At 64.9% G+C, this 26704-nt stretch carries 13 protein-coding genes; 2 read left to right on the top strand and 11 right to left on the bottom strand.

The window, feature by feature from the left end; translation table 11 throughout:
* Nucleotides 1-41 precede the first annotated feature (41 nt).
* Complete coding sequence (amt, locus tag MC381_RS11955) at nt 42-3407, bottom strand: ammonium transporter (RefSeq protein WP_251977973.1); 3366 nt, start codon at nt 3405-3407, stop codon at nt 42-44.
* Between the two features lie 79 nt (nt 3408-3486).
* Entirely contained in the window at nt 3487-5730 is a 2244-nt protein-coding gene (locus MC381_RS11950; RefSeq protein ID WP_251977972.1) for a mechanosensitive ion channel family protein, read from the bottom strand.
* A 349-nt stretch (nt 5731-6079) separates the two neighbouring features.
* On the opposite strand from MC381_RS11950, the gene MC381_RS11945 reads away from it, so the two are divergent.
* Together MC381_RS11945 and treF are read left to right on the top strand one after the other, a co-directional pair.
* The gene (locus MC381_RS11945) at nt 6080-6844 is read left to right on the top strand and encodes an SDR family NAD(P)-dependent oxidoreductase (protein WP_251977971.1); all 765 of its coding nucleotides are present in this window, start codon (nt 6080-6082) and stop codon (nt 6842-6844) included.
* A gap of 49 nt (nt 6845-6893) precedes the next feature.
* Nucleotides 6894-8453 (top strand): alpha,alpha-trehalase TreF, encoded by a 1560-nt coding sequence (gene treF, locus MC381_RS11940; protein WP_251977970.1) that lies wholly within the window; start codon nt 6894-6896, stop codon nt 8451-8453.
* Here treF and glgB read toward each other — a convergent pair.
* The 9 genes from glgB to MC381_RS11895 all read right to left on the bottom strand — a co-directional run bounded on the left by glgB (nt 8421) and on the right by MC381_RS11895 (nt 26703).
* Nucleotides 8421-10658 carry a 1,4-alpha-glucan branching protein GlgB gene (glgB, locus tag MC381_RS11935; RefSeq protein ID WP_251977969.1) on the bottom strand — a complete coding sequence of 746 codons (2238 nt, stop codon included), beginning with the start codon at nt 10656-10658 and terminating at the stop codon, nt 8421-8423. The two genes, treF and glgB, sit on opposite strands and share 33 nt — an antisense overlap.
* 33 nt (nt 10659-10691) lie before the next feature.
* Nucleotides 10692-12884, bottom strand: a complete 2193-nt coding sequence (gene glgX, locus MC381_RS11930) for a glycogen debranching protein GlgX (RefSeq protein WP_251977968.1) — start codon at nt 12882-12884, stop codon at nt 10692-10694.
* 53 nt (nt 12885-12937) lie between these two features.
* Nucleotides 12938-13387, bottom strand: a complete 450-nt coding sequence (locus MC381_RS11925) for a DUF2934 domain-containing protein (protein WP_251977967.1) — start codon at nt 13385-13387, stop codon at nt 12938-12940.
* Between the two features lie 161 nt (nt 13388-13548).
* Nucleotides 13549-16230, bottom strand: coding sequence for a malto-oligosyltrehalose synthase (gene treY / locus MC381_RS11920; protein WP_251977966.1), 2682 nt, complete (start codon nt 16228-16230; stop codon nt 13549-13551).
* Nucleotides 16227-18323, bottom strand: a complete 2097-nt coding sequence (malQ, locus tag MC381_RS11915) for a 4-alpha-glucanotransferase (RefSeq protein WP_251977965.1) — start codon at nt 18321-18323, stop codon at nt 16227-16229. The genes treY and malQ overlap by 4 nt, the downstream gene beginning before the upstream one ends.
* Entirely contained in the window at nt 18320-20173 is a 1854-nt protein-coding gene (treZ, locus tag MC381_RS11910) for a malto-oligosyltrehalose trehalohydrolase (RefSeq protein WP_251977964.1), read from the bottom strand. Before treZ ends, malQ begins: the two co-directional genes overlap by 4 nt.
* Complete coding sequence (locus MC381_RS11905; RefSeq protein WP_251977963.1) at nt 20170-21513, bottom strand: alpha amylase C-terminal domain-containing protein; 1344 nt, start codon at nt 21511-21513, stop codon at nt 20170-20172. The genes treZ and MC381_RS11905 overlap by 4 nt, the downstream gene beginning before the upstream one ends.
* Nucleotides 21513-23108: a glycogen synthase GlgA gene (gene glgA, locus MC381_RS11900; protein WP_251977962.1), complete on the bottom strand. Its 1596-nt coding sequence runs from the start codon at nt 23106-23108 to the stop codon at nt 21513-21515. Before glgA ends, MC381_RS11905 begins: the two co-directional genes overlap by 1 nt.
* 421 nt (nt 23109-23529) lie before the next feature.
* On the bottom strand, nt 23530-26703 hold the full coding sequence (locus MC381_RS11895; RefSeq protein WP_251977961.1) for an efflux RND transporter permease subunit: 3174 nt from the start codon (nt 26701-26703) through the stop codon (nt 23530-23532).
* Nucleotide 26704: the final 1 nt, after the last annotated feature.

Below are 26704 nucleotides of genomic sequence, written 5' to 3'. Positions count from 1 at the left end.
TGAAATCTCTCCGCCTCGCGACGGGAAACCCGTCATGATGTTCAGCGCGGCATCACCCTGACGTCGGACAGGGTCTCCAAGGGCTGGGGGCGGTCGATCAGATACCCCTGGGCAAAATCGACGCCTAGCTGCGCCAGTTGCGCCATGATGCCCGGCGTCTCGACGAACTCCGCGATCGTCCTCAGGCCCATGGTATGCCCCACCGTATTGATCGACTCGACCATTGCCCGATTGATCGGGTCGCTGTCGATATCACGAATGAAGGCGCCGTCGATCTTCAGATAGTCGACCGGCAATTGCTTGAGATAGGCAAACGAAGAGAGACCGGCCCCGAAGTCATCCAACGCGAAAAGACAGCCCCAGCGCTGCAGCCGTCGCATCAGCTGCGTCACCGCGCAAAGCCGGGCGATAGCGGCACTCTCGGTAATTTCGAAGCAGAGGGTGCCAGCGGGCAATGCGGCTTTCTCGACCCACTGCGCCAGGTCCGCGCAGAATCGCTCGTCGGAGAGCGATGCCCCCGACAGATTGATCGACCAGGTATCCCCGGACGTTGGCCCCTGGCGCCGGCAGCGATCGGACAGCCAGGCCAGCGTATTGCTCACGACCCAACGATCGATGCGCACGATCAGGTTGTAGCGTTCGGCGGCCGGCATGAAGCTGCCGGGGGCATAGAGGCGCCCGTTTTCCTCGAGACGTACCAGAATCTCGCGGTGATGCGGGGCCTGCCCGCCGGCCACCGACACGATCGACTGCGCGTAGAGCCGCAGTCGATCCTGATCCAGCGCGGCCTGCAGGCGAGGGACCCACTGCAGCTCACCGTGGCGGTCGAGCAGCAGGCGATCGTCCGGCTGGTAGACATGCACGCGATTACGTCCCGCCTCCTTGGCCGCATAGCAGGCGGCATCGGCGGCGCCCAGCAGATCGCCCAGTGTGGCGGTGCCGTTCGCGTCCAGCGCGACCAGCCCGATGCTCACGCCGAGCGAGAATGTCCGCCCCTGCCAGCCAAAGCGAAAGTCCTCGATCGCTTCGCGAATCGTCTCGGCGATGCCTACAGCCTTTTCTACCGGGCAGTCGAAGAACAGGATACCGAACTCGTCGCCGCCCAGCCGAGCCAATAGATCACACTCTCGCAACCTGCCGACGATCAGGACCGCGAGCTGACGCAGCAGCTCGTCCCCTGCCATATGGCCACAGGTATCGTTGACGATCTTGAACTGATCCAGGTCCAGATAGCAGAGCACGTGCCGGCCGGTGGACGGCACCAGCGCCAGCTGCAGGCGACGCTCGAACTCGCGCCGATTGACCAACCCAGTCAGGGCATCGTGACACGCCTGATGATTGAGCTTGCGCGTCAGCTCGCGGGTCTGGGTCTTGTCCTGAAAGACCACCACGGCACCGATGGTATAACCGCTGCGGCTGCGGATCGGCGCCGCCGAATCCTGTACGGGCCGCCGAGTGCCATCCCGCGCGACCAGCAGACGCGACTCATGTCCGACCAGTGGCTTGCCACTGGCCAGCACCTGGCGGGCAGTATTGTCGACATGGCGTTCGCTCGCTTCGTCGAGCAACGAATAGATCTGCCCGACCGGCTGCTGACGCGCCGCCGCCAACGTCCAGCCTGTCAGACGCTCCGCCTCGGCGTTGAGAAAAGTCACCAGGCCGCTGTGATCGGTCGTGATGACGCCGTCACCGATCGAGGCCAGCGTTACCAGCGCCAGTTCCCGCTCGCGATTCAGCTGCTCCTCGATTCGCTTGCGGTCGGTGATGTCTCGCACCATGCCGGCGAACTCCGCGTCCGACCCGGAGGCACCTTCACTCACCTGAATCTCCAGCGAGCGCGTGCCGCCTGCGGTACGGATACGCAGCTCCCGACGCTGTCCCGGACTGGGCACCTGCCCACGAATCAGGCCCGCGACCGGCTTGCCGATGGCCTCGCCGGCACTGACACCGAACAACGCCTCGGCGCCCGGGTTAAGGGCCGTCAGCACGCCGTCGGCGCGCCAGGTCAGCATGCCGTCGCGTAAATTGCGCATGATCACCTGCGTTCGGGCCGTGGCCCGCTCCAGTGCTGCCGAGACGCGATTGTAGCTGGATGCGATCTGCCCCACCTCGGTGAACGGGTCGGCAGCGACCCGCCCCCCGATCTCGCCGCTCTCCTCATGCTGACGCATGGTTTCGAGCAGCTCGAAAAGCTCAGTGCGGGCACCGTGCTCGGCCATGTTGAGCCCCATCTCCTCCGCCTCGCCGGACACGCGCAACGGTAGCCAGCGCCCGATCAGACCGAACAGCAGCCAGCTCACCAAAAAGGCCCAGAGTCCGCAGACGATGATCCCCAGCAGCTGCACGCCACACTGCGCCAGCCAACCTAACCCGGTGCCGAGCCGCTCAGGGTCGCCAAACAGCCCGACGGCGAGCGTGCCCCAGATCCCCGGCACCAGATGCGCCGGGATCGCCCCCACGGCATCGTCGATCTGCCACTTGAGCAGCCACTCGCTGGAGAGCACCATCAGCACCCCACCGAGCGCACCGGTCAAGACCGCCGCCGAGACAGACAGCTCATGCGCCCCGGCCGTGATCGCCACCAGACCGGCAATCGCGCCGTTGAGCGCATAGAGAACCTCCGCAAACCCGCGCAGCCGCCACCCCAGCAGCAGCGCGGCGGTGACACCCGCCACGGCGGCGATCACGGTATTGATCAGCACACCCGGCACGGTGGCATCGAACGCCAGCGTGCTGCCGCCGTTGAAACCGAACCAGCCGATAAACAGAATCAGCACACCGAGCATCGCCAGCGGCAGATCGCCGGCCGGCATCAGTTTCGCGGGTTCTCCGGCGACAAAGCGCCCGCGCCGCGGCCCGATGCGCAGCACTGCCGCCAGGGCGACCCAGCCGCCGACGCTATGGACCACGGTCGACCCCGCGAAATCGATGAAACCTAGTCGCGCCAGCCACCCGGGATCGCCGGTATAGGCCCCGCCCCAGGCCCAGTGACCAAAGACCGGATAGATGAGTCCACTGACCAGCAGCGCAATGACCAGATAGGCCAGGAAAGGCATGCGCTCGGCCACGGCACCGGAGACGATCGTTGCCGCCGTGGCACAGAACATCACCTGGAAAAGAAAGAAGACGGCAAGCCAGAAGGTGTCGCTGCCGCCGAACTCGGGAAAGTAGAAGCTGCTCCCGAACCAGCCGCTGTAGCTGGCGCCAAACATGATGCCAAAGCCGACACACCAGAACACCAGCATCGCGACCGCGAAGTCGCAGACGTTCTTCATCGCCACGTTGATGGCATTCTTGCTACGGGTCACGCCGGCTTCCAGACAGAGAAATCCGGCCTGCATCATGAATACCAGAATGGCACTCAGGATGACCCACAGCGCATCGATCGCCGCCACCGATTCGCCCATCATGTCGCTCCTGCCGAGCTTTTTTGTTGTTAATCGGCGAGTCTATCGACCGTTTGGCGCCAAACTTAAGGGTGCCGACCTATTCGGGGTCCGGCGCCCGGGGCGCCGTGACCGGCTCGCGCGTGCCACTGTCTCCCCCAGCCGGCTTCGCGTTCTGCTCCATGACCACGCTCATCCTCGGCATCGCCAGATCATAACCGGCCTCGTCGAAGTGCTGCTTGAGCCGAAGATTGAAAGCGCGCGCCACATCCCACTGCATGACCGGGGCGGTACGCATACGGATGCGCAGGATTGCAGCACCGGCATCGAAGCTCTCGATACCCTGCACCTCGAGCGCGGACCAGATGTGGTGACGCATCATCGGGTCGTTGCGCAGATCGTCAGCCACCTGGCGCACGATCTCGATCGCCTCGTCGATCCGAATGTGATGCGAAACACGCACGCGCATCAGCGCCACCCCGAACTCGCGCGAATAGTTCTGGATCCCCTGAATCTGGCTGAAAGGGATGATATGCACGATGCCGTCGAGATCACGTAACTTCACCGTACGAATACTGAGGGCCTCCACTGTGCCCATGTGAGCCCCCAGATTGACGAAGTCGTCGATCGCCAGCGAGTCCTCGATCAGGATGAACAGGCCGGTAATCAGGTCCTGTACCAGGGTCTGCGCGCCGAAGCCAACCGCCAGACCGATCACCCCGGCGCCTGCCAGCAGCGGCGTCACGTTGACCCCGAGGTTGGCCAGGGCAATGATCACCGCGATTACCGCAATGGTGATGAAAACGGTATTGCGCAGCAGCGGCGTGATGGTCTGAGCCCTCGCACTGGCGTTGACACGACGGCCGTGCCGCCGGCTGCTGCGAAGCAGCGCATGCTTGATGGCGGTATCCGCCAGAATCCACACCAGCCAAGCCAGCAGAAAGGTCACACCCAGCCCGATCACGCTCTTGGCGATCTGCTGGCTGATGCCCGCCGAGCCACCGACCGCCCACAGCGACGACCCCCAGACGCGCATGGCCAGTTCGGCGAAGACCAGCCAGCAGAGCAAATGCGCCAGCGTGAAACCGAGTCGCAGCAGCCGCGTCCAGTATTCGGAGGCGCTCTTGTCCATCGCGCTCTCTCGGCGCCGATGAATCAACCCCGCGACGACCAGCGTGGCAATCATCAGCCCCGCCGTGACCACCGCACGCAGGAAAGCGCTACGGGAGTCTTCCGCCGAGAAGATCATGGCGACCAGCGATACCGCCACCATGATCAGAATTGGAATGTGCCAGACGCGACTGAAAACGCGGATCAGCTCAGTGGTCGTGCGCCGCTCCTGGCGCTGGCTGTAGGGGCGATTGCGGATCAGATGGCGAATCGGGCGACGGAAGATAAGCACGAAGGCGCCCAGCAGCAGCGCGGCGCAAACGTTGGCGAACAGCGATAGAAAGGCCGTGATCCCCTCGCCCAGCGGCCCGACCAATGCCGACGCGTTCGCCGCATCGCCCAGCGCGACCAGTGCGCCGAGCGCGAATAGCCAGCGTGCCCCGCGCCGGCGTAGAATCCGCAGCGCCGTCTGGCGATGCCCGTTGGCGAACAGAGAAAAGACGATCTCGCAGATGGCCGCGAAGACCGTGCCGCAGAGCGTCACGTACGCCAGCACCATCGCCAGCGTCACACCGACCGAGTCATGTGAAAAGCGGTGCACGGCCACCAGCGCGACGGCGAAACCGATCCCCAGCGGCACGACACGCCGCACGATATGGCGGATCAGCATCCACGTCGACGGCTCGGCCGGCATCTCCAGCGAGACGCCCAGGCGGCGCACCACCGCGCGCCAGACCACAGCGAGCACCAGCGTCACCCCGACCCACAGTGCCGTGACCCAAAGCAGGTCGAGTAGCAGTCCGGGCAGGTGGTCACGGCTGCTCAGCAGCTCGACGATCTCATCGTTCGCCTGACCAGCCCGATCCGCCCAATAATAGAGCGGGCTTTCGACGCTCTCGGCCTCAAGCGAGGAGAACGATTGGGCAAGCGCTCCGAGCAGCCCACCAGCAGCGGGATCGCGTTCAGCCTCCGCCGCGGTGGCCTCGCGCAGCTGCTTGAGATTCTCCAGCAGCGCCTGACGCTGATCGCCGTCTTCCAGCGTGGCGATGATCTGATCGAGCGAAGCGCGCAACTCCTCGGGTGAAGCCACGGGCGCCTTGCCATCGCTGGCGCTGGCATTTTCACCGCTGCCACCGCCCATCAGCGACGTCAATGACTGCGCCATCACCGGCAGACTCACCGCCAGCAGCAGCACCACTAGGAGCGCGCTGCCCCAAGTCCGGATTCCTCTCACGTCGACTCCTGTCCCTGTCCTCGTCGTCACCGTCGATGATTGCCGTCCGCCATGATGCTACTCGAGACGACACACCACAACGGACAGGCGACAGCGTGAGACCTTGGTCCTGTGCGCCAAGCTGCTCTACCTTCAGAGAGAGGGCGCTGGAAAGACGGCACCCGTCGACGCGACGACCCGTGACTTGATAACCCATGGCGCGTGGGCCTCGAACCCGGTCGGACGCGGTCATCGCCGAAAGGCGCATACTACCCTTGTCACTTCCCTTCCGCGCTCACCACCGCGTGTCAGCCATGACGCCGTGGCGTGGGCGTCAACAGCAATCGGCAGCGGACTCAAGGAGAGAGCCATGCAGCTTACAGGCAAAGTCGCCCTGGTTACGGGCAGCACACAAGGTATTGGACGAGCGGTCGCTGAACGACTGGCCGCCGCGGGGGCCGATGTCGTTGTCAGTGGCAGCCAGCCCTCGGCACGTGCGGATGAGACGGCCGAGCGCGTGCGCGCCCATGGTCGTCGTGCGGCCATCGTCACCGGCGATATCGCCGACGTCGATACCAACCGGCGGTTGATCGCGGAGAGCATCAACGCGATGGGCCAGCTCGATATTCTGGTCAACAATGCAGGACTGGAAATCGAATCGCCGTTCCTGGCGGTCGAGGAGGCCGACTACGACCGGGTGATGCAGACCAACCTGAAAGGTGTCTTCTTCACGACCCAAGCGTTCGTGCACCATCTGAAAGACACCGGCCGCGGCGGGCGGGTGATCAACATGAGTTCGGTGCACGAGGATCTGCCCTTTCCCGGCTTCACCAGCTACTGCATGAGCAAGGGCGGTCTGCGCATGCTGACGCGCAACCTGGCGGTGGAACTGGCTCCTCTCGGCATCACCGTCAACAGTGTGGCTCCCGGCGCGATCAAAACGCCGATCAATGCGGCGCTGGATGAAGATCCCGAGAAATTGCGCCACCTGCTCGGCAACATTCCCCTCAACCGGCTCGGCCGGCCCGAGGATATCGCCGGTGTGGTGGCCTTTCTCGCCTCCGACGACGCCGCCTACATGACAGGCGCCTCGCTACCGGTGGACGGCGGCCTGCTATGGCAGTACGAAGAGTGAGGCAGTGGCCGGCCATCGACGGCCCTCTCGAGACACAGGGAACTTACCGATGCTAGACGCGCCCCACACGCCCTTTTCTCCGGATGCCCGCCACCAGGAGGCGGCTGTCACCCCCCATGACCGCTACGGCGAGTTGTTCGAGGCCGTGGCGCTTGCCCATATCTTCCAGGACTCCAAGACGTTCGCCGACTGCATCCCGCGCCGGTCACCGGCGGAGATCATGGCGGCCTACGAGGCGGCGCGCGACCGCCCCGACTTCGATCTCGAACGCTTCGTCGCCAGCCACTTCGACAGCGATCTGCTGCCCGGCCAGGGCTACGAATCGCAGCCAACCGACGGGCTTGCCACACATATCGACAAGCTGTGGCCGGTGCTGACACGCAATTCACACCAGCATCCACGCTGGTCGTCACTGCTGTCGCTGCCGCACGACTACGTCGTGCCTGGCGGTCGCTTTCGCGAGTACTACTACTGGGACTCCTACTTCACCATGCTGGGGCTGGCAGCCAGCAACCAGACCGAACTGCTGTGTGCGGTGACTGACAACTGCGCCGAACTGATCACACGCTATGGCCACATGCCTAACGGCAACCGCAGCTACTACCTGAGCCGCTCACAGCCACCTTTCTTTTCGATGATGGTCGAGCTGCTGGAGTCCCGCCACCTGCGACAGGCCCTCGACTATCTGCCGCAGCTCGAGCGCGAGTATGCCTACTGGATGAACGGCGAGGCCGAGCTGGCGCCGGGAGCGCGCCATCGACGCTGCGTACGAATGGACGAAGAGAGCTGGCTCAATCGTCACTGGGATGATCGAGATACGCCGCGCGAGGAGTCCTATCGCGAAGACATCGAGATGGCTCAGCGCTGTCGGCGCCCCCCGGAAACACTGTTTCGCGACCTGCGCGCCGGCTCCGAGAGTGGCTGGGACTTCAGCGGCCGTTGGCTGGACGACGTGCAGGACCTGAGCACGATTCGCACCACCGATTTCATTACACCTGAACTCAACGCCCTGCTCTACCACCTCGAGAACAGCCTAAGTCGTCTGCACAGTGCGGCCGGCGACGATACGCAGGCCGCGGCCTATCGCCGACGCGCCCGGCGGCGGCAAGCAGCGATGGATCGCTACCTGTGGAGCGAGGAACGTGGCGCCTACTACGACTACGACCTGGCACGCGGCGGCCACAGTCCACATCTGACCGCCGCTTGCGTCGCACCGCTGTTCGTCGGGGCGGCCTCGGACGTTCAGGCCGAGCGCGTCGCCAATATCATCGCCAACCGCCTGCTGTCCCCGGGCGGCCTGGTCACTACCGAGATCACCGAGAGCCATCAGCAGTGGGACCATCCCAACGGCTGGGCGCCGCTGCAATGGATGGCGATCGAAGGACTCCATCGCTATGGCTTCACCGCTCTGGCGGAGACGCTGACGGACAGCTGGCTCTCCCTGGTGCAGGAGCTGTACCAGCGAGAGCACAAGCTGGTGGAGAAGTATGTGCTCTACCCGGGCGCGGATTTCGCCACCGGCGGCGAATATCCACTCCAGGATGGCTTCGGCTGGACCAACGGCGTGACCCGAGCGCTACTCGCCCGCCGCACCGGCCGGCAGCAGTAGTACCACCCCCAGCGGCGGCAGGGTCACCACCAGTGACTGCGCCTCGCCATGAGCGGCCACGCGCTCGCTCTCGAGGCCGCCGCCGTTGCCCACGTTGCTGCCACCGTAGCGCACGGCATCCGTATTGAAGCGTTCCTGCCAACGCCCCGGCAGCGGCACGCCGATACGGTAACCTTCAAGGGTCCGCGGCGTCAGATTGGCCACGGCCAGCACCCGCCCACCGTCGGCGGCGTGACGCCACCAAGCGTAAACGCTGTTGTGACGGTCGTCGCCGATGATCCAGGAAAAACCATCGGACTCGCAGTCCCGTTCGTGTAGTGCCGGGCACTCGCGGTAGAGCGAATTGAGGTCGCCGACGAGCGTACGGATACCGGCATGTTCCGGCTGCTGCAACAGCTCCCAGTCGAGCTCGCGATCATGGCTCCACTCCCGCCACTGCGCGAGCTCGCAACCCATGAACAGCAGCTTCTTGCCGGGATGGAGCCACATGAAACCGAGATAGGCACGCAGATTGGCGAAGCGCTGCCAGATGTCACCCGGCATCTTCTCCAGCAGCGAGCCCTTGCCGTGAACCACCTCGTCGTGGGAAATCGGCAGCACGAAGCGTTCGTCGAAAGCGTAGATCAGGCCGAAGGTCAGCTGATCGTGGTGGTGCCCGCGATAGAGCGGATCGCGGCCGATGTAATCCAGGCTGTCATGCATCCACCCCATGTTCCACTTGTAGCTGAAGCCGAGCCCATTGGACGACACCGGAGCAGTCACGCCCGGCCAGGCCGTCGACTCCTCGGCGATCACCATGGCCCCCGGCACCTCATCGTGGACCACCTCGTTGAGGTGTTGCAGAAAGGCGACCGCCTCGAGATTTTCAGTGCCTCCATACCGGTTGGGTATCCACTCCCCCTCTTGGCGGGAGTAGTTGCGATAGAGCATCGACGCAACCGCATCCACGCGCAGGCCGTCGAGATGAAAGTGGCGCAGCCAGTGCAGCGCCGAAGCGAGCATAAAGCCGTGGACTTCGCGGCGGCCGAGATTGTAGATGTAGGTATTCCAGTCCTGGTGATAGCCCTCGAACGGATGCGCATACTCGTAGAGTGCCGTGCCATCGAAGCGAGCTAACCCATGCGAATCGGAGGGGAAATGTCCGGGCACCCAGTCGAGAATGACGCCAATGCCGGCCACATGACACGCATCGATGAAAGCGGCAAAGGCCGCGGGCGAGCCGAATCGCCCACTAGGCGCGAACAATGACAGCGGCTGATAGCCCCACGAACCGCCGAAGGGGTACTCCATGATCGGCATCAGCTCGATGTGCGTGAAGCCCATCTCGACCACATAGGGAATCAATGCCTCGGCCAGCTCCTGCCAGCGGTAGATAGCGCCATCGTCGCCGCCATGCTTGCGCCAGGAACCGGCATGTACCTCATAGATCGAGATAGGCGCCGACGCCCCTTGCCGGTCGTGACGCGATGCCATCCATGCCTCGTCGTGCCAGGTCAGCGGCGCGGCATCGGCGACCACCGAGGCAGTCAACGGTGGCGGCTCGGTCGACAGCGCCACCGGGTCCGCCTTGAGCAGGTGTTCACCGTTGACGTCGATCAAGGCGAACTTGTAACGCTCGCCGGGTCCGATGCCCGGCACGAAGATCTCCCATACGCCGGCCGGGAAACGACAGCGCATCCCATGGCGCCGAGTGTCCCAACCGTTGAAATCGCCGACAACGGCAACGCGCTGGGCGTTAGGCGCCCATACCGCAAACCTCACACCGTCGACACCCTCGAGACACATCGCCTGAGCGCCCAGACACCCGCCAAGCTGTCGATGGCTACCCTCGCCGATAAGATAGAGGTCGGTCTCGCCCAGCAGCAGTGGAAAGGCATAGGCATCGGCGACGACCTGCTCGTGATGCGGCCAGCAGATCTGCAGTCGATAAGGCGCACCGGGCTCGAGCTGGCCGACGAACAGGCCATCCAGCGACGTCGACTCGCACGCCCCTAGTAAGCGGTCACTCTCGCGCGCGAGCAGTGACACGGCACTGGCACCGGGCACGTAGACGCGCACCTCGACGCCACCGTTGGCGCGAGCGTGGGGCCCCAGTACCGAGAAAGGATCACCGTGGGTGGCCTGCGACAGCGCTACCAGATCCGCGGGATCGATCGTCGGCGCAGACCGTGTGTCCCGCGTGGAATTCGACGTTCGTGTCGACATCAGCAGCCCTCCGCATCGGTCGCAACGGCACGATCAGGCGTGTAGCGGGCCATCGCCGTCCTCCACCAGTTCGAACAGCGACAGGCTCCGCTCTCTCACCAGATACTCGCTGCCCATCGCACAATGCACATCGGCTGCCCCCGGGTCGAAGGTCTCTACCCGTCGTAGCCATTCGTTGCCGCCCGGCACATCCGGGAGCGTGAAGGTCACGTCCTCATCGCTGGCGTTGATCGCGAGCAGCACCGTGACATCGTTGCCGGGACGACAGATTCCGGTGGGCTGTGCGTGCCCGTTGAGAATCACGCCGATCGCCCGGCGAGCGTCATCGTGCCAGTGCTGGACCGCCATCTCCTCTGCCTCGGGCGTCAGCCAGGTGACATCCTTGATGTCCAGATTTTCGTTGAGCGCCCCGGTCATGAAGCGCCCTCGCTCGAGAATCGGATACTGGCGCCGCAGCCGAATCAGGAAGCGAGTGAATGCCAGCAGGCCTTTCCCTTCCTCGGAGAGATTCCAGTCCACCCAGCCGATCTCGCTATCCTGACAGTAGGCGTTGTTGTTGCCGCCCTGCGTGCGCGCGAATTCATCTCCCGCCAGCAGCATCGGGGTCCCCTGGGAGAGCATCAGCGTCGCCATGAGGTTACGCATCTGGCGCAGCCGCAACTCGCGAATCTCGGCATCGTCGGTATCGCCCTCGACACCGTGGTTCCAGGAGACATTGTTCTCGTGACCGTCGCGGTTCTCCTCGCCGTTGGCCTCGTTGTGCTTGTCGTTGTAGCTGACCAGATCACGCAGGGTAAAGCCGTCATGGGCGGTGATGAAGTTGATCGACGAGAACGCCTTGCGCCCGCGGTGATTGAACAGATCCGCCGATGCCGTCAGCCGGTTGGCGAACGCCGGCAGCTGGCCATTGTCGCCGCGCCAGAACGCGCGCATGTCGTCACGGAAACGGTCGTTCCACTCCGCCCAGCCTGGCGGGAACTTGCCGACCTGATATCCCCCGGGGCCGCAATCCCATGGCTCGGCGATCAGCTTGCACTGCGACAGCACCGGGTCTTGTCGGCAGGAGTCGAGAAAGCCGCCACCTTCATCGAAACCATCGTCCTCGCGCCCCAGAATGGTCGCCAGATCGAAGCGGAAGCCATCGACACGCATCTCCTCGGCCCAGTAGCGCAGCGAGTCGGTCACCATCTGCAGCACGCGCGGATGGGATAGATTGAGCGTGTTGCCGGTACCGGTATCGTTGATGTAGTGACGCGGCGAATCGGGCATCAGGCGATAGTAGGACGCATTGTCGATCCCGCGTAAGGAGAGCGTCGCGCCGTTCTCGTTACCCTCCGCCGTATGGTTGTAGACCACGTCCAGCAGAACCTCGATACCTGCGGCGTGATACCGTGCGACCATCTGCTTGAACTCGCTGACATCGTCGGTCGCCATGTAGCGCGGATGCGGCACGAAGAAGGAGAGCGTGTTGTAACCCCAGTAGTTATGTAGCCCGAGCTCCTGCAGGTGACGATCATCGACGAACGCGTGCACCGGCATTAGCTCCAGCGAAGAGACGCCGAGCGACTGGAGGTACTCGATCACCTCCGGGACCGCGAGCCCCGAAAACGTGCCGCGCAGCGACTCGGGCACCGCCGGATGGCGCATGGTATAGCCACGGACATGCGTCTCGTAGATAACCGTGTTGCTCCAGGGCACCAGGATTTCGCTCGACCGCCCCCAGGTGAAAGCGGGATCGATAACGCGGCAGCGTGGCATAAAGGGGGCGCTGTCACGCTTGTCGAAGCTCAGGTCGCCGTCGCGATGACCGATGGTGTAACCATAGACCGCATCGTCCCACTTCAGCTCGCCGACCAACTGCTTGGCGCAAGGGTCGATCAACAGCTTGTGTGGATTGAAACGATGCCCGGCCTCGGGCTCGTAGGGCCCATGCACGCGGTAGCCGTAGAGCTGCCCCGGACGGGCGTCCGGCAAATAGCCGTGCCACACTTCGTCGGTGTACTCGGGCAGCGTGATGCGCTCGATCTCCGTGTCGCCACTCTCGTCGAACAGGCAGAGTTCGACGCGGGTTGCATTGGCCGAGAAGAGGGCGAAGTTGACGCCCAGGCCATCCCAGGTCGCGCCCAACGGATACGGCAGTCCCTCGCGAATGCGCGAACGCTGCAGCACACCTCCCTGGACCGCCTTGCTCTCGGCCGACTCCCGGCCCCACCGCATGTCGCTCATATCGTATCTCCAAAACCTCGTCGGACAGCCCAATGCCGTCGACAGGCAACTGCCTAGACGTTCTTGTCACCCTCCCCCGAGGGCGACCGCTTGCGCGGTTTCGCCACGGGCTTGCGCTTCTCGCCGCCGCTTTCCTCTCCCGTCTTGCTTTTCATCGACTGACTCGCTGTCGACTTGCCTCGACCCGCGCGAGTCTTGCGTGGCGGTGTCGGCTCGACACCGGTATCCGCTTCCTTGCGCGCCTCCGTCTCGGGGTCGTCGAGCGGCAGCCGTGACTCGTCGATGCCGATCTCGTCAGGCTCCGCCGTGGGGTCCTCGCCCTCCAGCGGCGATGGCTCATCACGGACCGCTTGCCACTCCTGTTCCTCTTCGCGAGCGTTCTCGGCCTCGACGATGCGCTCCGCCATCACCCAGTGGCGCGCCTCCTGTCCATCGGGGCGGCCCTCCGACTCCCACAGGCGATAGGCCAACATCCGTACACGCTGTTCGCGACTGCTCATCATGATCGACTCCTCTGCATGGTGCGCTCCTTGGCAAGATCTTTAGCCATCCCTGTCGTTTCCCTATCGCGCTCCCCATATCGGTGTGCCCGGCCTCTCTGCCGGCTGGCTCACGCCGCCGAGACGCGGTGTTCGACATACCCGCTCTTTTCAGCGTCGCGGTTTCAACGCCTTGTCACCCAGACACCACAGGGAAAACGAGCCAGATGGCGTGACAAAGACAGTTCGCCGCCTGTCATCGTCCAGGCATCGTCGGTCAGCCATCCTTCGAGTTCACCGGCGGACATGCCCGCGGCGTCATGGAGCCCCGCTAGATCGATGACGGTGTCGCCCCAATCGAGCTGCCCGGCAGCAGATTCGTCTGCGATAACTTCGGGCTCGGCGCCCAGCAGGCCGCGGGAGAAACGCGGAGCGACCACGATCATCACGAGATCCTGCCAGCATCGGGCAAAGGCGATGACGTGTTGAGCTCGGCTGCCACGGGCTTCGAGTGCCAGGTAGTCGCCCGCGCGAAAGAGATCGGTATGATCCCGACGCAACGTCAACAGGCGCTTTATCACCGCCTGCTTGACGCCGCCATCCCGCCAGTGACGCCAGGCAGCGGCCGGCGATTCGGCCTGGCTCAGCGCTTCCCGGCGTGCCGCCATGTCGACGGGGCGGCGATTGTCCGGATCGACCAGCGAGAGATCCCAGAACTCAGTGCCCTGATAGAGATCCGGTACGCCGGGGGCGCACAGGCGCAGGACCGTCTGCGTCAGGCCATTGATCGCCCCCGGCAGATCCAGCCAGGCCGCGCGCCCGGCCAGGGCATGGGTCAGCTCATCTCCCGCCAGCGCCCGGCGCACGGCATCCTCGCCGGCCTGTTCGTAGGCCGCGTCCGGCGCCAGCCAGTGGCTTGCCAGCTTGGCCTCGCGCATCGCCTTGCGCTGCCAGGCCACCAGTCGCTCGGCAAAGGTCTCGAGCCCTTCCCGATCATCACGCCGGAGCCCGATCGGCCAGGCCGCCAACAACAGCTGTAGCAGCATCAGCCGGTCTCCGCCGCTTGGCCGCTCAGGCGCATCGTGAAGTCGGCCGTCACTGGCCCAGTCACGCAACTGCGGCGCCAGCTCGTCGGCATATTCACTGATCGCGGCAAGCCGGGCGCGAACGTCTTCGCCGCGCTTGTGATCGTGTGTCGCGGTGGTCAGCAGCGAGAGCGGAAAATGTGCCAGACGGTCCCGATTGGCCCGGTGCAGCCGGCTGATCGAATAGGCAAACGTGTCCCCTTCACAGCCAACATCGTTGCGCGACAGCAGAACCGCCGAGCGATAGCCGGCGGTATCCTCGACCGCCTTGGCCGCCAGCGGCGAGGTCAGCTGCTGAAACCGCACGATGGCCGTCAGCCGCCAGTCGCTTTCAGGTGCCTCGACAACCTCCGGCGCCCTGGCGCCGAGCCAGTCGTCGAGCGTCGGCAGCCAGGCGGCATCTGCCGCGGAGAGTGCCGCCTCGGCGCGGCGCAGCGCGACCTGAAAATCGCCTTCGTCCGCTGCCGGTCGGCCGTGTCGATCGGCATAGCCGCGGTAGACCGGGTAGCCGACCGCGAGTGCGCCCAGCACGCGCCGTATTGCCGGCACGCTGAACTCGCGTGTCGCCGGTTGCGACATGGCCAGCACAGCAATCGCCGCCACTGCACGCTCAAACTCGGCGGTCAACGGCCCGGCGATCATCTCGCGTCGTGCGCGTGCGATCTCGACGGCGAAATCCGCCGGCCGGCCGCTGACCGACTGCCACAACGCCTGCAACGGCGTCTGCCCGGCCGGGTCATGCTGCACCCCGGAGACGAGATCGAGAAATTCGTAGCCAGTCGTGCCATCCACGCCCCAGTCGTCATGAAGCGCCTCGTGCCCGCCGAGGATCTTCTCGACGAAGATCGGCAGCGAGTCACCGTCGCGGCGCTGCGCCGCGATACCATCCAGCCGCGCCCGCAGGCGACGACAGTATCCCTTCGGATCGGCAAGGCCATCGATATGATCGATGCGCAGCCCGTCGATCCAGCCACGTTCGACCAGCGACAGCAGATAGACATGAGAGAGATCGAACACGCTCTCGTCTTCGACGCGGACACCGGCAAGCTCCGTGATATCGAAGAAGCGCCGCCAGTTGAGCGCGTCGTTGGCCGTACGCCAGTGGGCCAGCCGATAGGCCTGGCGCTCGAGCAGCGCATGCAGGCGTGCGCGGCCCTCCGTGTGGCTCGCGTCGTGGCGCAGCAGCGCCGTCCGGATGCGAGGATCGTCCTCCCGCAGACCGGAAGCCGGCACCTCGGCGTCGATCACCTCGGCCATCTGGTCCGGGGCGATCGGGAAGCGATGGTCGTGATAGACGACCTCGAAACGCTGCCGGCTCGCCGCCCACGAGAGCACCAGCTCGCCCCGCGACAGCACCTCGGTGTAGCGGTCGCCGAGAAACGGCAGCAGCAGCTTGCCGTCGCAACCCGGCTGTGCCCAGTCGATATCGAAGCAGCCGGCGTATCGACTCTCGCGGCCCAGCGCCAGCACATCCTGCCACCAGGGGTTGTCCGCACCGACCGCCAGATGGTTGGGCACGATATCGGCAATAATGCCCATCTCGCGCGCATGCAGGGCTGCGACCAGTTGCTCGAGCCCGGCCTCTCCGCCCAATTCCGGATCGACGCGCGTCGGATCGATTCCGTCATAGCCGTGCGGCGAACCGGGTCTCGAGGCAAGAATCGGGGACAGGTAGTAATGGCTGACGCCAAGCGCCGCGTAGTAATCGACCTGCGCCTGTGCGGCGGCAAAATCGAACCCGGCATGCAACTGAAGACGGACCGTCGCCCGCAGCGCCCTCATCGCGTCGGACTCCGGTGTCGGTTCACTCTTGCCAGCCGCTCGCGAATACCGGGCTCGGCCAGCGAGCGCTCCGCGGCCACCGGCAGCCGACGCCGCCAGTTGGGATGAGTTTCCAGCGTTCCGGGCAGGTTCGCCTGCTCTTCCAGCCCCAGCACATCTTCCAACGGCAGCAGTGCCAGTGCCGTCGGCGTGGCCGCCACATGTTCCAGCGCGGCATCGACCACCGCCTCGGCCGGGCTCTGCGACTTCAGTCCGTGACCCAGGCAGCTCACCAGTTCCCGACGATCGCGCTCGCGCATCGCCTGCAGCGACTCGGCGCTCTCATCCGGCGCCAACAGGTCCAGGCGCTCGCGCCACGCCAGATCACGGCCCTCCCACCAACCGGCAACGGTCGGCAGATCATGGGTACTGGTCGTCGCCGCGGTATCGCGCCGCCAGGCCTCTCGAGGCAAATAGTGGTCGCCCTCGCGCTCGAACCAGAGCACGCTCATGCCCAGCACGCCACGCGCGGCGAGTCGCTCGCGCAGTCCCGGCTCGACCGTACCGAGATCCTCGCCGATCACGATGGCTCGATGCCGCCAGGACTCCAGCGCCAGCAGCCGCATCAGATCGTCGAACGGGAAACGTAAGTAGGCCCCGGCGTCGGCGGATGCCCCTTCGGGCACCAGCCATAGCCGCGAAAAGCCGAGAATATGATCGATACGCACGCCGCCGGCATGGGCAAAGCCGGCGCGCAGCATGTCGATAAAGCCACGGTAGCCCGAGGCACGCAGGCCGTCCGGCGAGAACGCGGCCACCCCCCAGTCCTGTCCCAAGGCATTGAAGGCATCAGGCGGCGCGCCCACGCTGAAGCCGCCAAGCAGCGTCTCCGGATGGCTCCAGGCCTGGCTGCCGGCAGGATCGGCGCCCACGGCGATATCCGCAATCAAGCCGATGGCCATGCCCGCCTCGAGCGCATTCTGCTGGACACGCTCGAGCCCAACCGCCGTCAGCCACTGCAAAAAGGCGACAAAGGTCACCGCCTCGCGATGCGTCTCGGCAAAGGCCTCGATCTCGGCGCTGTCGGGACGCCGCCAGGCATCGGGCCAGCGGCGCCAATCCGGATCGTCGGCATGGGCAAGCAGTACCTCGAAGCGGCAGTGGCGTTCCAGACTGTCGCCGCCATCGCGGCGAAAGGCGACGAAACGCGAGCGCCATTCGATCGCGGACTCGTCGCGCTGCAGCTGCACGAACAGGCGCTCGAGCACGGCCATTTTCAGCTTGACGCTGGCCGGCCAGTCGATCAGATCGCCTCTCGCGGCCGCCGCCATCTCTTCGACGAAGGGCGCCGTGGCCCGCGCCACCGTCTCGTCATCGAAAATGCCTTCGGGGGCGGCGTGCCAGACGTTGTAGAACAGCCGGCTAGAGGGGGAATAGGGACTGAAACGCTCCGGATGCGCACCGAACAGGGCATGAACCGGGCTGATGCCCAGCGCATCCGCGCCCTGCGCGGCCAGTGCCTGCGACAGCGATGCCAGGGCCTGCAGGTCGCCGATGCCGGCATCGTCATCCCGACGCAGCGCGTAGAGCTGAACCGTGATGCCCCAGGGTGCGCCAGCTGGCGATGGGGAAGCGGAAGAAGCAGAGGGAAGATCGGCGATCCCGAAACAGCGCGATGGCGCCACCGCCAGCGTCAGGTTCACACCCTCTTTACCATCGCCTTGCAGCAAGGTCAGCCGGTGGTAACCCGGTACAGCCACCGGTGGCAGGCATCCCGTCGCGTCCAGTCGCCCCTCCAGCGTCGCGCCATCCTCCTGGTGCAGGACGAAATGGATGCCCTCAGGGCGAGCCAGACCGATCCGGTAGCCGCAACCCTGGTCGGCGATCAACAGCGGCGGCAACTGCTGTACCTGCGTGGGATGCCGCGCGGCGTACCAGCGATCCAGACTCTCGGCGACCTCGGCATCGCTGCTCGCCGGCCAGCCGAGACGAGTCAGCATGTCACGCTGACGCTCCGGTGGCAGTTCGCGAGGCTGCTCGCTGCTGTCGGTCCACGTCAACATCAAACCCACGTTCTCGGCCAGCGTTCGCAGCGTATCGTCGCGCGTCGTCATGCGCCCTCCTCCGTCCGGGTTACCTGCCGCACCGACGCGGACTCGGCCGGCTGGGGTGCCAACCAGGCCACAGCACAGCGCGCCGGTAGACCGCCAGACAGCGAGACCGATGGCGCCGGTTCGCGCGAGCACGCCAGCAGGCGGCCTGCGCCGGGCTCGGCAGGTACCCGGTGGGCACTCAGATTAAGCGCAATGGTCAGCCGGCTGCCGTCGCCCAACTGCCAGCTCGCCTGAACCGCGTGCTCGTCCAGGACCGTCGCGCCCAGCGCGCGACTCCCCGCCAGGCGCGGCACGATTTCCGCGTGGCGCAATGCCAGCCAGGCGGCAAACCGGGTATGCCAGCGCCGATGTACCGGCAGCGCCGCTTCGCCCGTGTCGAGCCGCGAGGCATCGAAGGTTGCACCGGCGTTGGGATCGGGAATCCGCGCCCGCTGCTCGGGATCCTCGAAGGCGCTGAAATCGGCAAATTCGCGCCGTCGCCCTTCGCGTACCGCATCCGCGAGCGCATCGCGATGATCGGTGAAGAACAGGAAAGGACGCGTCGAGCCCCACTCTTCACCCATGAAGAGCAGCGGAATACCGGGCGAGAGCAGCAGCAGCAGGGTCGCGGCCGCCAGCGAATCCGGGTCGGCCAGGGTCGACAGCCGATCGCCAAGGGCGCGATTGCCGATCTGATCGTGGTTCTGCAGAAAATTGACGAACGCGGTCGGTGGCAGGTGGGCGCTCGGCTCGCCGCGCGCTTCACCCTTGCGTGACGGTTGCCCCTGAAACAGGAAGCCCTCGCCCAGCACCGTCGCCAGTTTGGCCGTGGCATCATCGGCAAAATCGATGTAGTAGCCTTCGCGCTCGCCGGTCAGCAGCACGTGCATCACGTTGTGCCAGTCGTCGGCCCATTGGGCATCGAACAGCGACGGATCGAGCAGGCTGGCCTGATTGTGCTCGTTCTCGAGAATCAGGTGGCAGTGCCGATCCTGGTCGACCCGCTCGCGCAGCGTGCGCGCCAGTTCGACCAGAAAATCGCGCTCGCTGATCGCATGGACGGCATCGAACCGCAGGCCGTCGAAGCGATACTCAAGCAGCCACATCAACGCGTTATCGATGAAGAAACGCCGCACCTGAGGCCGACGGAAATCGATCGCCCCGCCCCAGGGCGTCTCGAGATCGTCGCGAAAGAAGGCACTGGCATAGTGGGGCAGGAAATTGCCATCCGGCCCGAAGTGGTTGTAGACGACATCGAGGAAGATCATGAGCCCGGCTGCGTGCACATCGTCGATCAACGCCTTGAGCGCCGCCGGCGTCGCGTAGTGCGAGGCCACCGCGTAGGGCTGGACACCGTCGTAGCCCCAGTTGCGACGCCCCGGGCACTCGGCAATCGGCATCAGTTCGATCGCCGTGACGCCCAGCTCGCGCAGGGCGGGCAGGCGCTCGCGCAGTCCCTCGACCCCACCACCGGCGCCGAGATGAAACTCGTAGATCACGCTCTCTTCCCACGACCGACCTCGCCAGGCCGTCTCGCGCCAGACATGGGCCTGCGAATCGACCACCAGCGAAAAACCATCGACGTCTTCGCGCATCGCGCGGGAGGCCGGATCGGGAACGGCCATGCCGGCCCCGTCGGCATCGACATGCACGCGATAGCGATAGGCCGTACCCGGCTCGCACGACAGCGTCAGCTCGAAGTCGCCCTCACCGACGGGCCGCATCGGAAGCGGTCGTTCTCCTTCGCATTCGAGCTCGACCTTCACGGCGTCCGGCGCCCATAGCCGAAACCGGAACCGGCCATCGGCCAGTCGATTGGCACCATAGGTGGGTAGGAAGTCCGACACTGACGCTCCCGAAGGCAGGTTCATGATGCCGCTCCGTGCCATACCTCGTGACGCAGGAAGAGCGTCGCCATGGGCGGCACGCTCACATCGAGCGAGTGCGCATGACCGTGGCTGGGGATCGGCTCCGCGCGCACACCACGGCCATTGCCGATGTTGTCACCCGTATAGAAGACGCTGTCGCTGTTGAAGATCTCGCGCCACCAGCCGGCATAGGGCACGCCAAGGCGATAACGCTGATGCACGCAGCCCTGGAAGTTGCTCAGGCAGATCAGCGTGGCATGCCCGCTCTCGGCGTGGCGCGCGAACACGATGACGCTATTGTCGCGGTCGTCGTCGATCAGCCATTCGAAGCCGAGGCGTTCGTCCGGCGGTACCTGCAACGCCGGCTCGTTGACATAAAGACGATTGAGGTCCGCGACCAGCCGGAGCACACCGGCATGGGCATTCTCGAACAGCAGCGGCCAGTGCAGCGGACGATCGCTTGGCGGCGCCAGCACCTGTCCCAGTTCGACGCCCATGGCCAGCAACTTGTCGCCGGGCAACGCCCACATCAGTGCCAGACAGGCACGCAGCGCCGCGAACCGCTGCCACGAATTGCCGGCCACGGAGAGCCGCCACTGGCCCAGCGCCAGCGGTGTTTCCGGCAGCTGCATCAGGATGCTGCGGTCGGCATCGCCCGGCGTCAGCGCCGCGACCCACGCCTCGTGCTGTCGCGAACGCCCGCCCGGACCATCGGCCAGATAACGGAGACAAGCATTCGCCCAGCGGGAACGAACGCGGAGCGCGACCGTATCGCTGGCAGCGGCATCGAGAAACAGTCGATAGTGATCGGGTGGGGCACTCTCGGCGGCTAGAGCGCCCTCCCGCCCGTCGAGCCCGCTGTCGGCCGCCGCTTCCTCGCTACCATCGACATGGCACTGACGACACCAGCGCTGCCAGGCCAACGGCGCCATCGTGGTCGGGCGTCGCACCAGCACGCCGACACCCGCCACGTGGCAGGTTTCGACGAACTGGCAGACGATGGCGGGTGGCTGTTCGATCAGCGCCGCATCGAGCACGATATGCGTGAACCCGAGATCGGCGACGTAGGGCACCAGTTCCTGTGCCAACCGGTCCCAATCGAGCGGCAACGAGAAGCGCGAGGCATACCAGTCGGCGGCATCCAGGCGGTAGAGCGACAGCGGCAGGTCTCCGCCGTGCCGGCCCGCCCGCGAGCGCATCCAGGCATCGTCGTCCCACGGCCAAACGTCGCCCGCCTGGCCCGCCCCCGTCGGTACGCTCGCTGCCAGCAGCACGGAGATCGCCATCGCGCGGGCGTGACCTTCCCGACCGGGATCGCTGGTGGCGACAACGTCTTGCCTCATCAGCGTAGCTCGACGGTATCACCGCTACGTACCGTCGCCTCCGACAGCAGCTCCGCATAGAGACTTCGGTAGGGAACCACCGCCTGGCGCCAGTGCAGTCGGCCGGCCATCGCCGCCCGCCGCATGGCATAAAAGAGATCCGTGGCCCGGAATAGATCGAAGGCGCGCGACACCGTGGTGCGGTAGCTCTCGAGCGTCATCTCGTCGAACAGCAGGCCATTGATGCCATCTTGGATGGTATCGGCAAGACCGCCGGTACGGTGGGCCACCGGCAGCGAACCGAAGCGCTGAGCGTAGAGCTGGCTCAGGCCGCACGGCTCGAAACGCGATGGCATGAGAAGGAAGTCGCTGCCCGCATAGATCTGGCGCGCCTCGCCCTCGTCGAAGCCGATATTGACCCCGACTTGACCGGGGTAGCGCGCCGCCATCTCGATCAGCGACTGCTCGATGACGTACTCGCCGCGACCGATCACCACCAGCTGCCCGCCGCGGCGCACGATAGTCTCGGCAACCTGCGCGGTCAGATCCAGCCCCTTCTGGGCCACCAATCGGGAGACCACGGCAAACAGCGGACCGCTGCTGGGCGCGAGGCCGAACAAACGGCGTACGCGCTGGGTATTGGCGCGCTTGCCGTGCCAATCGTTGATGCCGAAGTTCGGCGACAGGTGCGGATCGGTACGCGGGTCCCAACGGTCGTCGATACCGTTGAGCAAGCCGCTGAGACGCCCTTCGAGCGCCCGTTTTGCCAGCAGTCCCTCGAGCCCGCAGCCAAAAGCCGGTGTCGTGATCTCGTGCGCATAGTTGCTGCTGACGGTCGTGACCTGGGAAGCGTAGGAGAGGCCGGCCTTCATGAAGGAGAGCTGGCCGTGGAACTCGACGCCATCGATATGGAACGCCGAGGCCGGAATCCCCAGCGCCGACAGCCGCTCGACCGGAAAGACCCCCTGATAGGCCAAGTTGTGAATAGTGTAGACCGAGGGAACGTAGCGCTTGCCCAACCACCTCACGTAACCGGCCGTGAGCCCCGTTGCCCAGTCGTTGAGATGCAGCAGGTCCACCTGCCAGTCCAGCAACGCAGGGTCGTTGACGATGGCTGCCGCGGCCATGGCCAGCCTGGCAAAGCGGATATCGTTGTCGTCCCACCCTTCGCCCAGTTCGTCGCCATAGGCATTGCCTTCGCGGTCATAGAGCGACGGGCAGAGCACCACATAGATCACCAGGCCGTCTTCGCAGAGCAGGCGACCGATCTCGCAAGCGGGGAGATCGTGAACGGCGGGCAGCCTGGCGACCGTCACGATGGGGCGGCCCGATGACAGCAGCTGTCGGTAGCCGGGCATCAGCACGCGAACGTCGTAGGTGGGTTTGAGCGCGCGCGGCAGCGCGGCGGAGACATCCCCCAGCCCACCAGCCTTGATGAAATCCGCGATCTCGGTGGTCACGAAGAGCACGTGACGACGGTGGGCCGACATCGGCGCGACCGAAGGGCCGGTCGATGAGCGCGGCTCCGCGGGGTCGGCGGGTATCGCGTAACCGGGTACGCTCTCCCCCTGCCGGCTGGTTTCCTTTCTTCTGACTCGAACTGCCGCCTGCGTCATGTCCAGCCTCCTGAACAGCCAGTCACCAGCATGTAAGTGCATTAGCCAACACCGATTCGACATCCTGCGCCGGCTGTCCCCACTCTTGCCATAACGCGCGTTAACACGTTGACAGGGTCCGCGTGGCGTCGACCTCGAGTGTCGCGAACGCGAAGAGGATCTCTTGTGCCCGTGGGCGCGCAGGTCGGATGATGTCGATCGAGACGGGCCGGCCTTAACAGCACCTTCCTCTGCGGCCCTCCTGAACAGATATATGCCAACGCTTCCGGGGCGTCAAAGCGCGCGCTGTCACTCGGTCCGCTATGCCTGTCGTCGGCACAAAAAAAAGGCAACCCATTTAGAGGGTTGCCTTGGCATGACCAGCCGAGTGGTTAATTTGTCGCACCCACTCGGCGGATCGCGCGGTACGGACGCGAGCGGATCAATGGCTTTCGATCTGCTTCTGGTCGTCGTCCTTGTGTGTTTTCGACCGTAGCCACATCGTGACGCGCATGATCAGCACATAGGCGCCCGGCACGAAGATCGTGGCCAGCAGGGTGATCGAGATCATGCCGCCGACCACCGGCGTACCGATCTGATTACGGCTTGCGGCACTCGCGCCACTGGCCAGTGCCAGCGGCAGCGTACCGCCAATAAACGCCAGCGAGGTCATGACGATCGGGCGGAAACGTTGGCGCGCGGCGGTCTTGGCCGCTTCGATCACCGAAAGCCCTTCGTTCTGGCGCTGCTGTTCGGCGAATTCGACGATCAGGATCGCGTTCTTCGCCGCCAGTCCGACGACCACGAGCAATCCGACCTGGAGGTAGACACTGGTCGTCAGTCCGGCCAGGTGTACCGCCAGCACGGCACCGATGAAGGCGAACGGTACTGCCGTCACGACCGCCAGCGGCAGTGTCCAGCTCTCGTACTGCGCCGCCAGGATCAGGAACATCATGACCACGCCGAACGTCAGGGCCAGTGCCGCACCGCTGGCAACGTTGACCTGCTGATAGGCCTCGCCGGACCAGCCCATGCCATAGTTGGCCCCGAGCGTCTCGGAGACCACTTCCTGCATGGCCTGGACAGCCTCGCCGGAGCTGTAGCCTGCCGCCGGGCCACCCGAGAACTGTGCGGCCGGGTAGACGTCATAGCGCTGCATGACGGTCGGCGCCTTGCTGCGGGTGAGCGTCACCAGCTCGGAGAGCGGGATCCGCTGGCCATCGCCGCCGCGCACGTAGACCTTGTCGATATCTTCCGGGTTGCGACGGAAATTGTCGTCCGACTGCAGATAGACCTGGAAGTTGCGGCTCGAGCGCGTGAAGTAGTTGACGAACGAGCTACCGAACGTGCTCGACAGCGTGGTGTTCAGATCGCCGATATCCACGCCCAGACTGCGTGCCTTCTCGATATCCACGTCAGCCTCGTAAGAGGGAACGTTGACGTCGAGCGTCGAGAACGCCTGCCCGATTTCCGGACGCTCGCCGGCGGCCTGCATCACCTTGTTGGCCGCATCCGACAACTCCTGCGGTGAGGCACCGTCGAAGGACTGCAGATAGCCGGTGAAGCCGCCGGTCGGCGATAGCCCCTGGATCGGCGGCATGTTGAAGGCGATAGTCTGGCCACCGGGAATCTCGGCGCCCATCTGCATGACCCGACCGATCAGCTGATCGACACTGATGTCACGCTCCTCCCACGGCTTCAAGGCAATGAAGATGACGCCCTTGGCCGTGTTTGGCGAACTCGACAGAATATCGTAGCCGGGCACGCCCACGGCGTACTCGACCCCGGGCACCTCGTCCTGCAGACGCTGGCTCAACTGCTGGATGTAGGCATCCGTCCGGGCCACCGATGAGCCGGCCGGCAGCGAGATCGAGGCGATCGCGATGCCCTGGTCTTCGGTCGGCAAGAGCCCGCTCGGCAGGTTGCTGTAGAGCGACCAGGAGATAACCGCGACCGCAGCCATGCCGACGACGACCAGCCACACCTGGTGAATGACCAGGTTGGTCAGCAGCATGAAGAAGTCGGTGATCTTGTCGAATATCTTGTTGAACCAGTCGAACGGCTTGCGAATGACCTGCACCAGCTTCGACTGCTTGGCCCGCTCCTGATGCTTGAGGAACAGGGCGCTGACCGCCGGGGTGAAGGTCAGGGCGACGATGGCCGAGATGGCGACCGACATCGCGATGGTGATCGCGAACTGCTGGTACATGCGGCCGGTCATGCCGCTCATGAAGCCGACCGGCACAAAGACGGCGGTCATGATAAAGGCGGTCGCGATGACGGCCCCGGAGACCTCCCTCATCGCCTCCAGACAGGCGCTGAACGGCGTCGCCTCCTCGTCCTCCTCGAGTATCCTCTCGACGTTCTCGATGACCACGATCGCATCGTCAACCACGATCCCGATCGCCAGTATCATGCCGAACAGCGACAGCAGGTTGATCGAGAAGTCGAGCAGGTACATGCCGGCGAAGGTGCCCACCACGGCGATCGGGACCACCGACATCGCCACCAGCGTGGAGCGCCAGCTCTGCAGGAAGACGAACACGATCACCGCGACCAGCAGCAGCGCCTCGACGAAGGTGTGTTCCACCGACTCGATCGACGCGTTGATGAACAGCGTGGTGTCGTAGGGAATCTGATAGTCGAGCCCCGGCGGGAAGCGCTCTTTCAGCCGCGCCATTTCGTCCTTGACTTCGCCCGCGACCTGCAGTGCGTTGGCACCCGGCTGCAGATAGATCGCGATCGGTGCGATCGGCGCGTTGTTGACGTAGGCCTGAATGCCGTAGCTGTTCTTGCCGAGTTCCACGCGCGCCACATCGCCCAGGCGCAACGACGAGCCATCGGCATTGGTACGCAAGACGATGTCGCGGAACTCGTCGACGTCGCTGAAGCGGCCCTGGGTGGTGATCGTATAGGTGTAAGGCGCCGGATCACGCTGCGGCTCGCCCCCCACCTTACCCGCGGCCACCACCGTATTCTGCACCTGGATCGCCGAGGAGACCTCCGCCGGCGTCAGGTCGTACTGAGCCAGCTTGTCGGGGTTGAGCCACACCCGCATCGCGAATTCCTGACTCCCCAATACCTCGGCCTGCCCGACGCCCGGCAATTGCTTGAGCGAGTCGGTAACGTTGATGTTGGCGTAGTTGGTCAGGTAGAGCGAATCATAGGCATCGGAAGTCGACGTGATCCCGATGAACATCAGAACGCTGGAGGAGCGCTGCTCGACCGTGACGCCCTGGGACTGGACCTCGCTGGGCAATTGCGACAGCGCCCGCTGCACCCGGTTGTTGACGTTGATCGTCGCCGTCTGCGGGTCCGTGCCTATCGCGAAGTAGACCGTCATCGACATCTGACCGCTGTCGGAGCTCGACGAGGTCAGATAGATCATGTCCTCGGTGCCGTTGATCTCCTGCGCCAGGGTCGAAGCCACCGTTTCGGACACCGTCTGCGCACTGGCGCCCGGATAGCTGGTCGATACGCTGATGGTCGGCGGGACCACCTGCGGATACTGCTCGATCGGCAGCACCCGCATCGCCATCACGCCGACCAGCGTGATGATGATCGAGATGACGGTCGCAAAGATCGGCCGCCTGATGAAAACGCTGGAGACATTCATG

Origin of the sequence: Salinicola avicenniae (assembly GCF_023736115.1) — a bacterium.
Classification (GTDB): domain Bacteria; phylum Pseudomonadota; class Gammaproteobacteria; order Pseudomonadales; family Halomonadaceae; genus Salinicola; species Salinicola avicenniae.
This window is presented reverse-complemented; position numbering and strand designations above follow the sequence as displayed.

Coding starts and splice junctions, on each gene's coding strand:
- amt (WP_251977973.1), bottom strand. CDS start 3,407: ATGGGCGAATCGGTGGCGGCGATCGATGCGCTGTGGGTCATCCTGAGT.
- MC381_RS11945 (WP_251977971.1), top strand. CDS start 6,080: ATGCAGCTTACAGGCAAAGTCGCCCTGGTTACGGGCAGCACACAAGGT.
- treF (WP_251977970.1), top strand. CDS start 6,894: ATGCTAGACGCGCCCCACACGCCCTTTTCTCCGGATGCCCGCCACCAG.
- glgB (WP_251977969.1), bottom strand. CDS start 10,658: ATGTCGACACGAACGTCGAATTCCACGCGGGACACACGGTCTGCGCCG.
- glgX (WP_251977968.1), bottom strand. CDS start 12,884: ATGAGCGACATGCGGTGGGGCCGGGAGTCGGCCGAGAGCAAGGCGGTC.
- MC381_RS11925 (WP_251977967.1), bottom strand. CDS start 13,387: ATGATGAGCAGTCGCGAACAGCGTGTACGGATGTTGGCCTATCGCCTG.
- treY (WP_251977966.1), bottom strand. CDS start 16,230: ATGAGGGCGCTGCGGGCGACGGTCCGTCTTCAGTTGCATGCCGGGTTC.
- malQ (WP_251977965.1), bottom strand. CDS start 18,323: ATGACGACGCGCGACGATACGCTGCGAACGCTGGCCGAGAACGTGGGT.
- treZ (WP_251977964.1), bottom strand. CDS start 20,173: ATGAACCTGCCTTCGGGAGCGTCAGTGTCGGACTTCCTACCCACCTAT.
- MC381_RS11905 (WP_251977963.1), bottom strand. CDS start 21,513: ATGAGGCAAGACGTTGTCGCCACCAGCGATCCCGGTCGGGAAGGTCAC.
- glgA (WP_251977962.1), bottom strand. CDS start 23,108: ATGACGCAGGCGGCAGTTCGAGTCAGAAGAAAGGAAACCAGCCGGCAG.
- MC381_RS11895 (WP_251977961.1), bottom strand. CDS start 26,703: ATGAATGTCTCCAGCGTTTTCATCAGGCGGCCGATCTTTGCGACCGTC.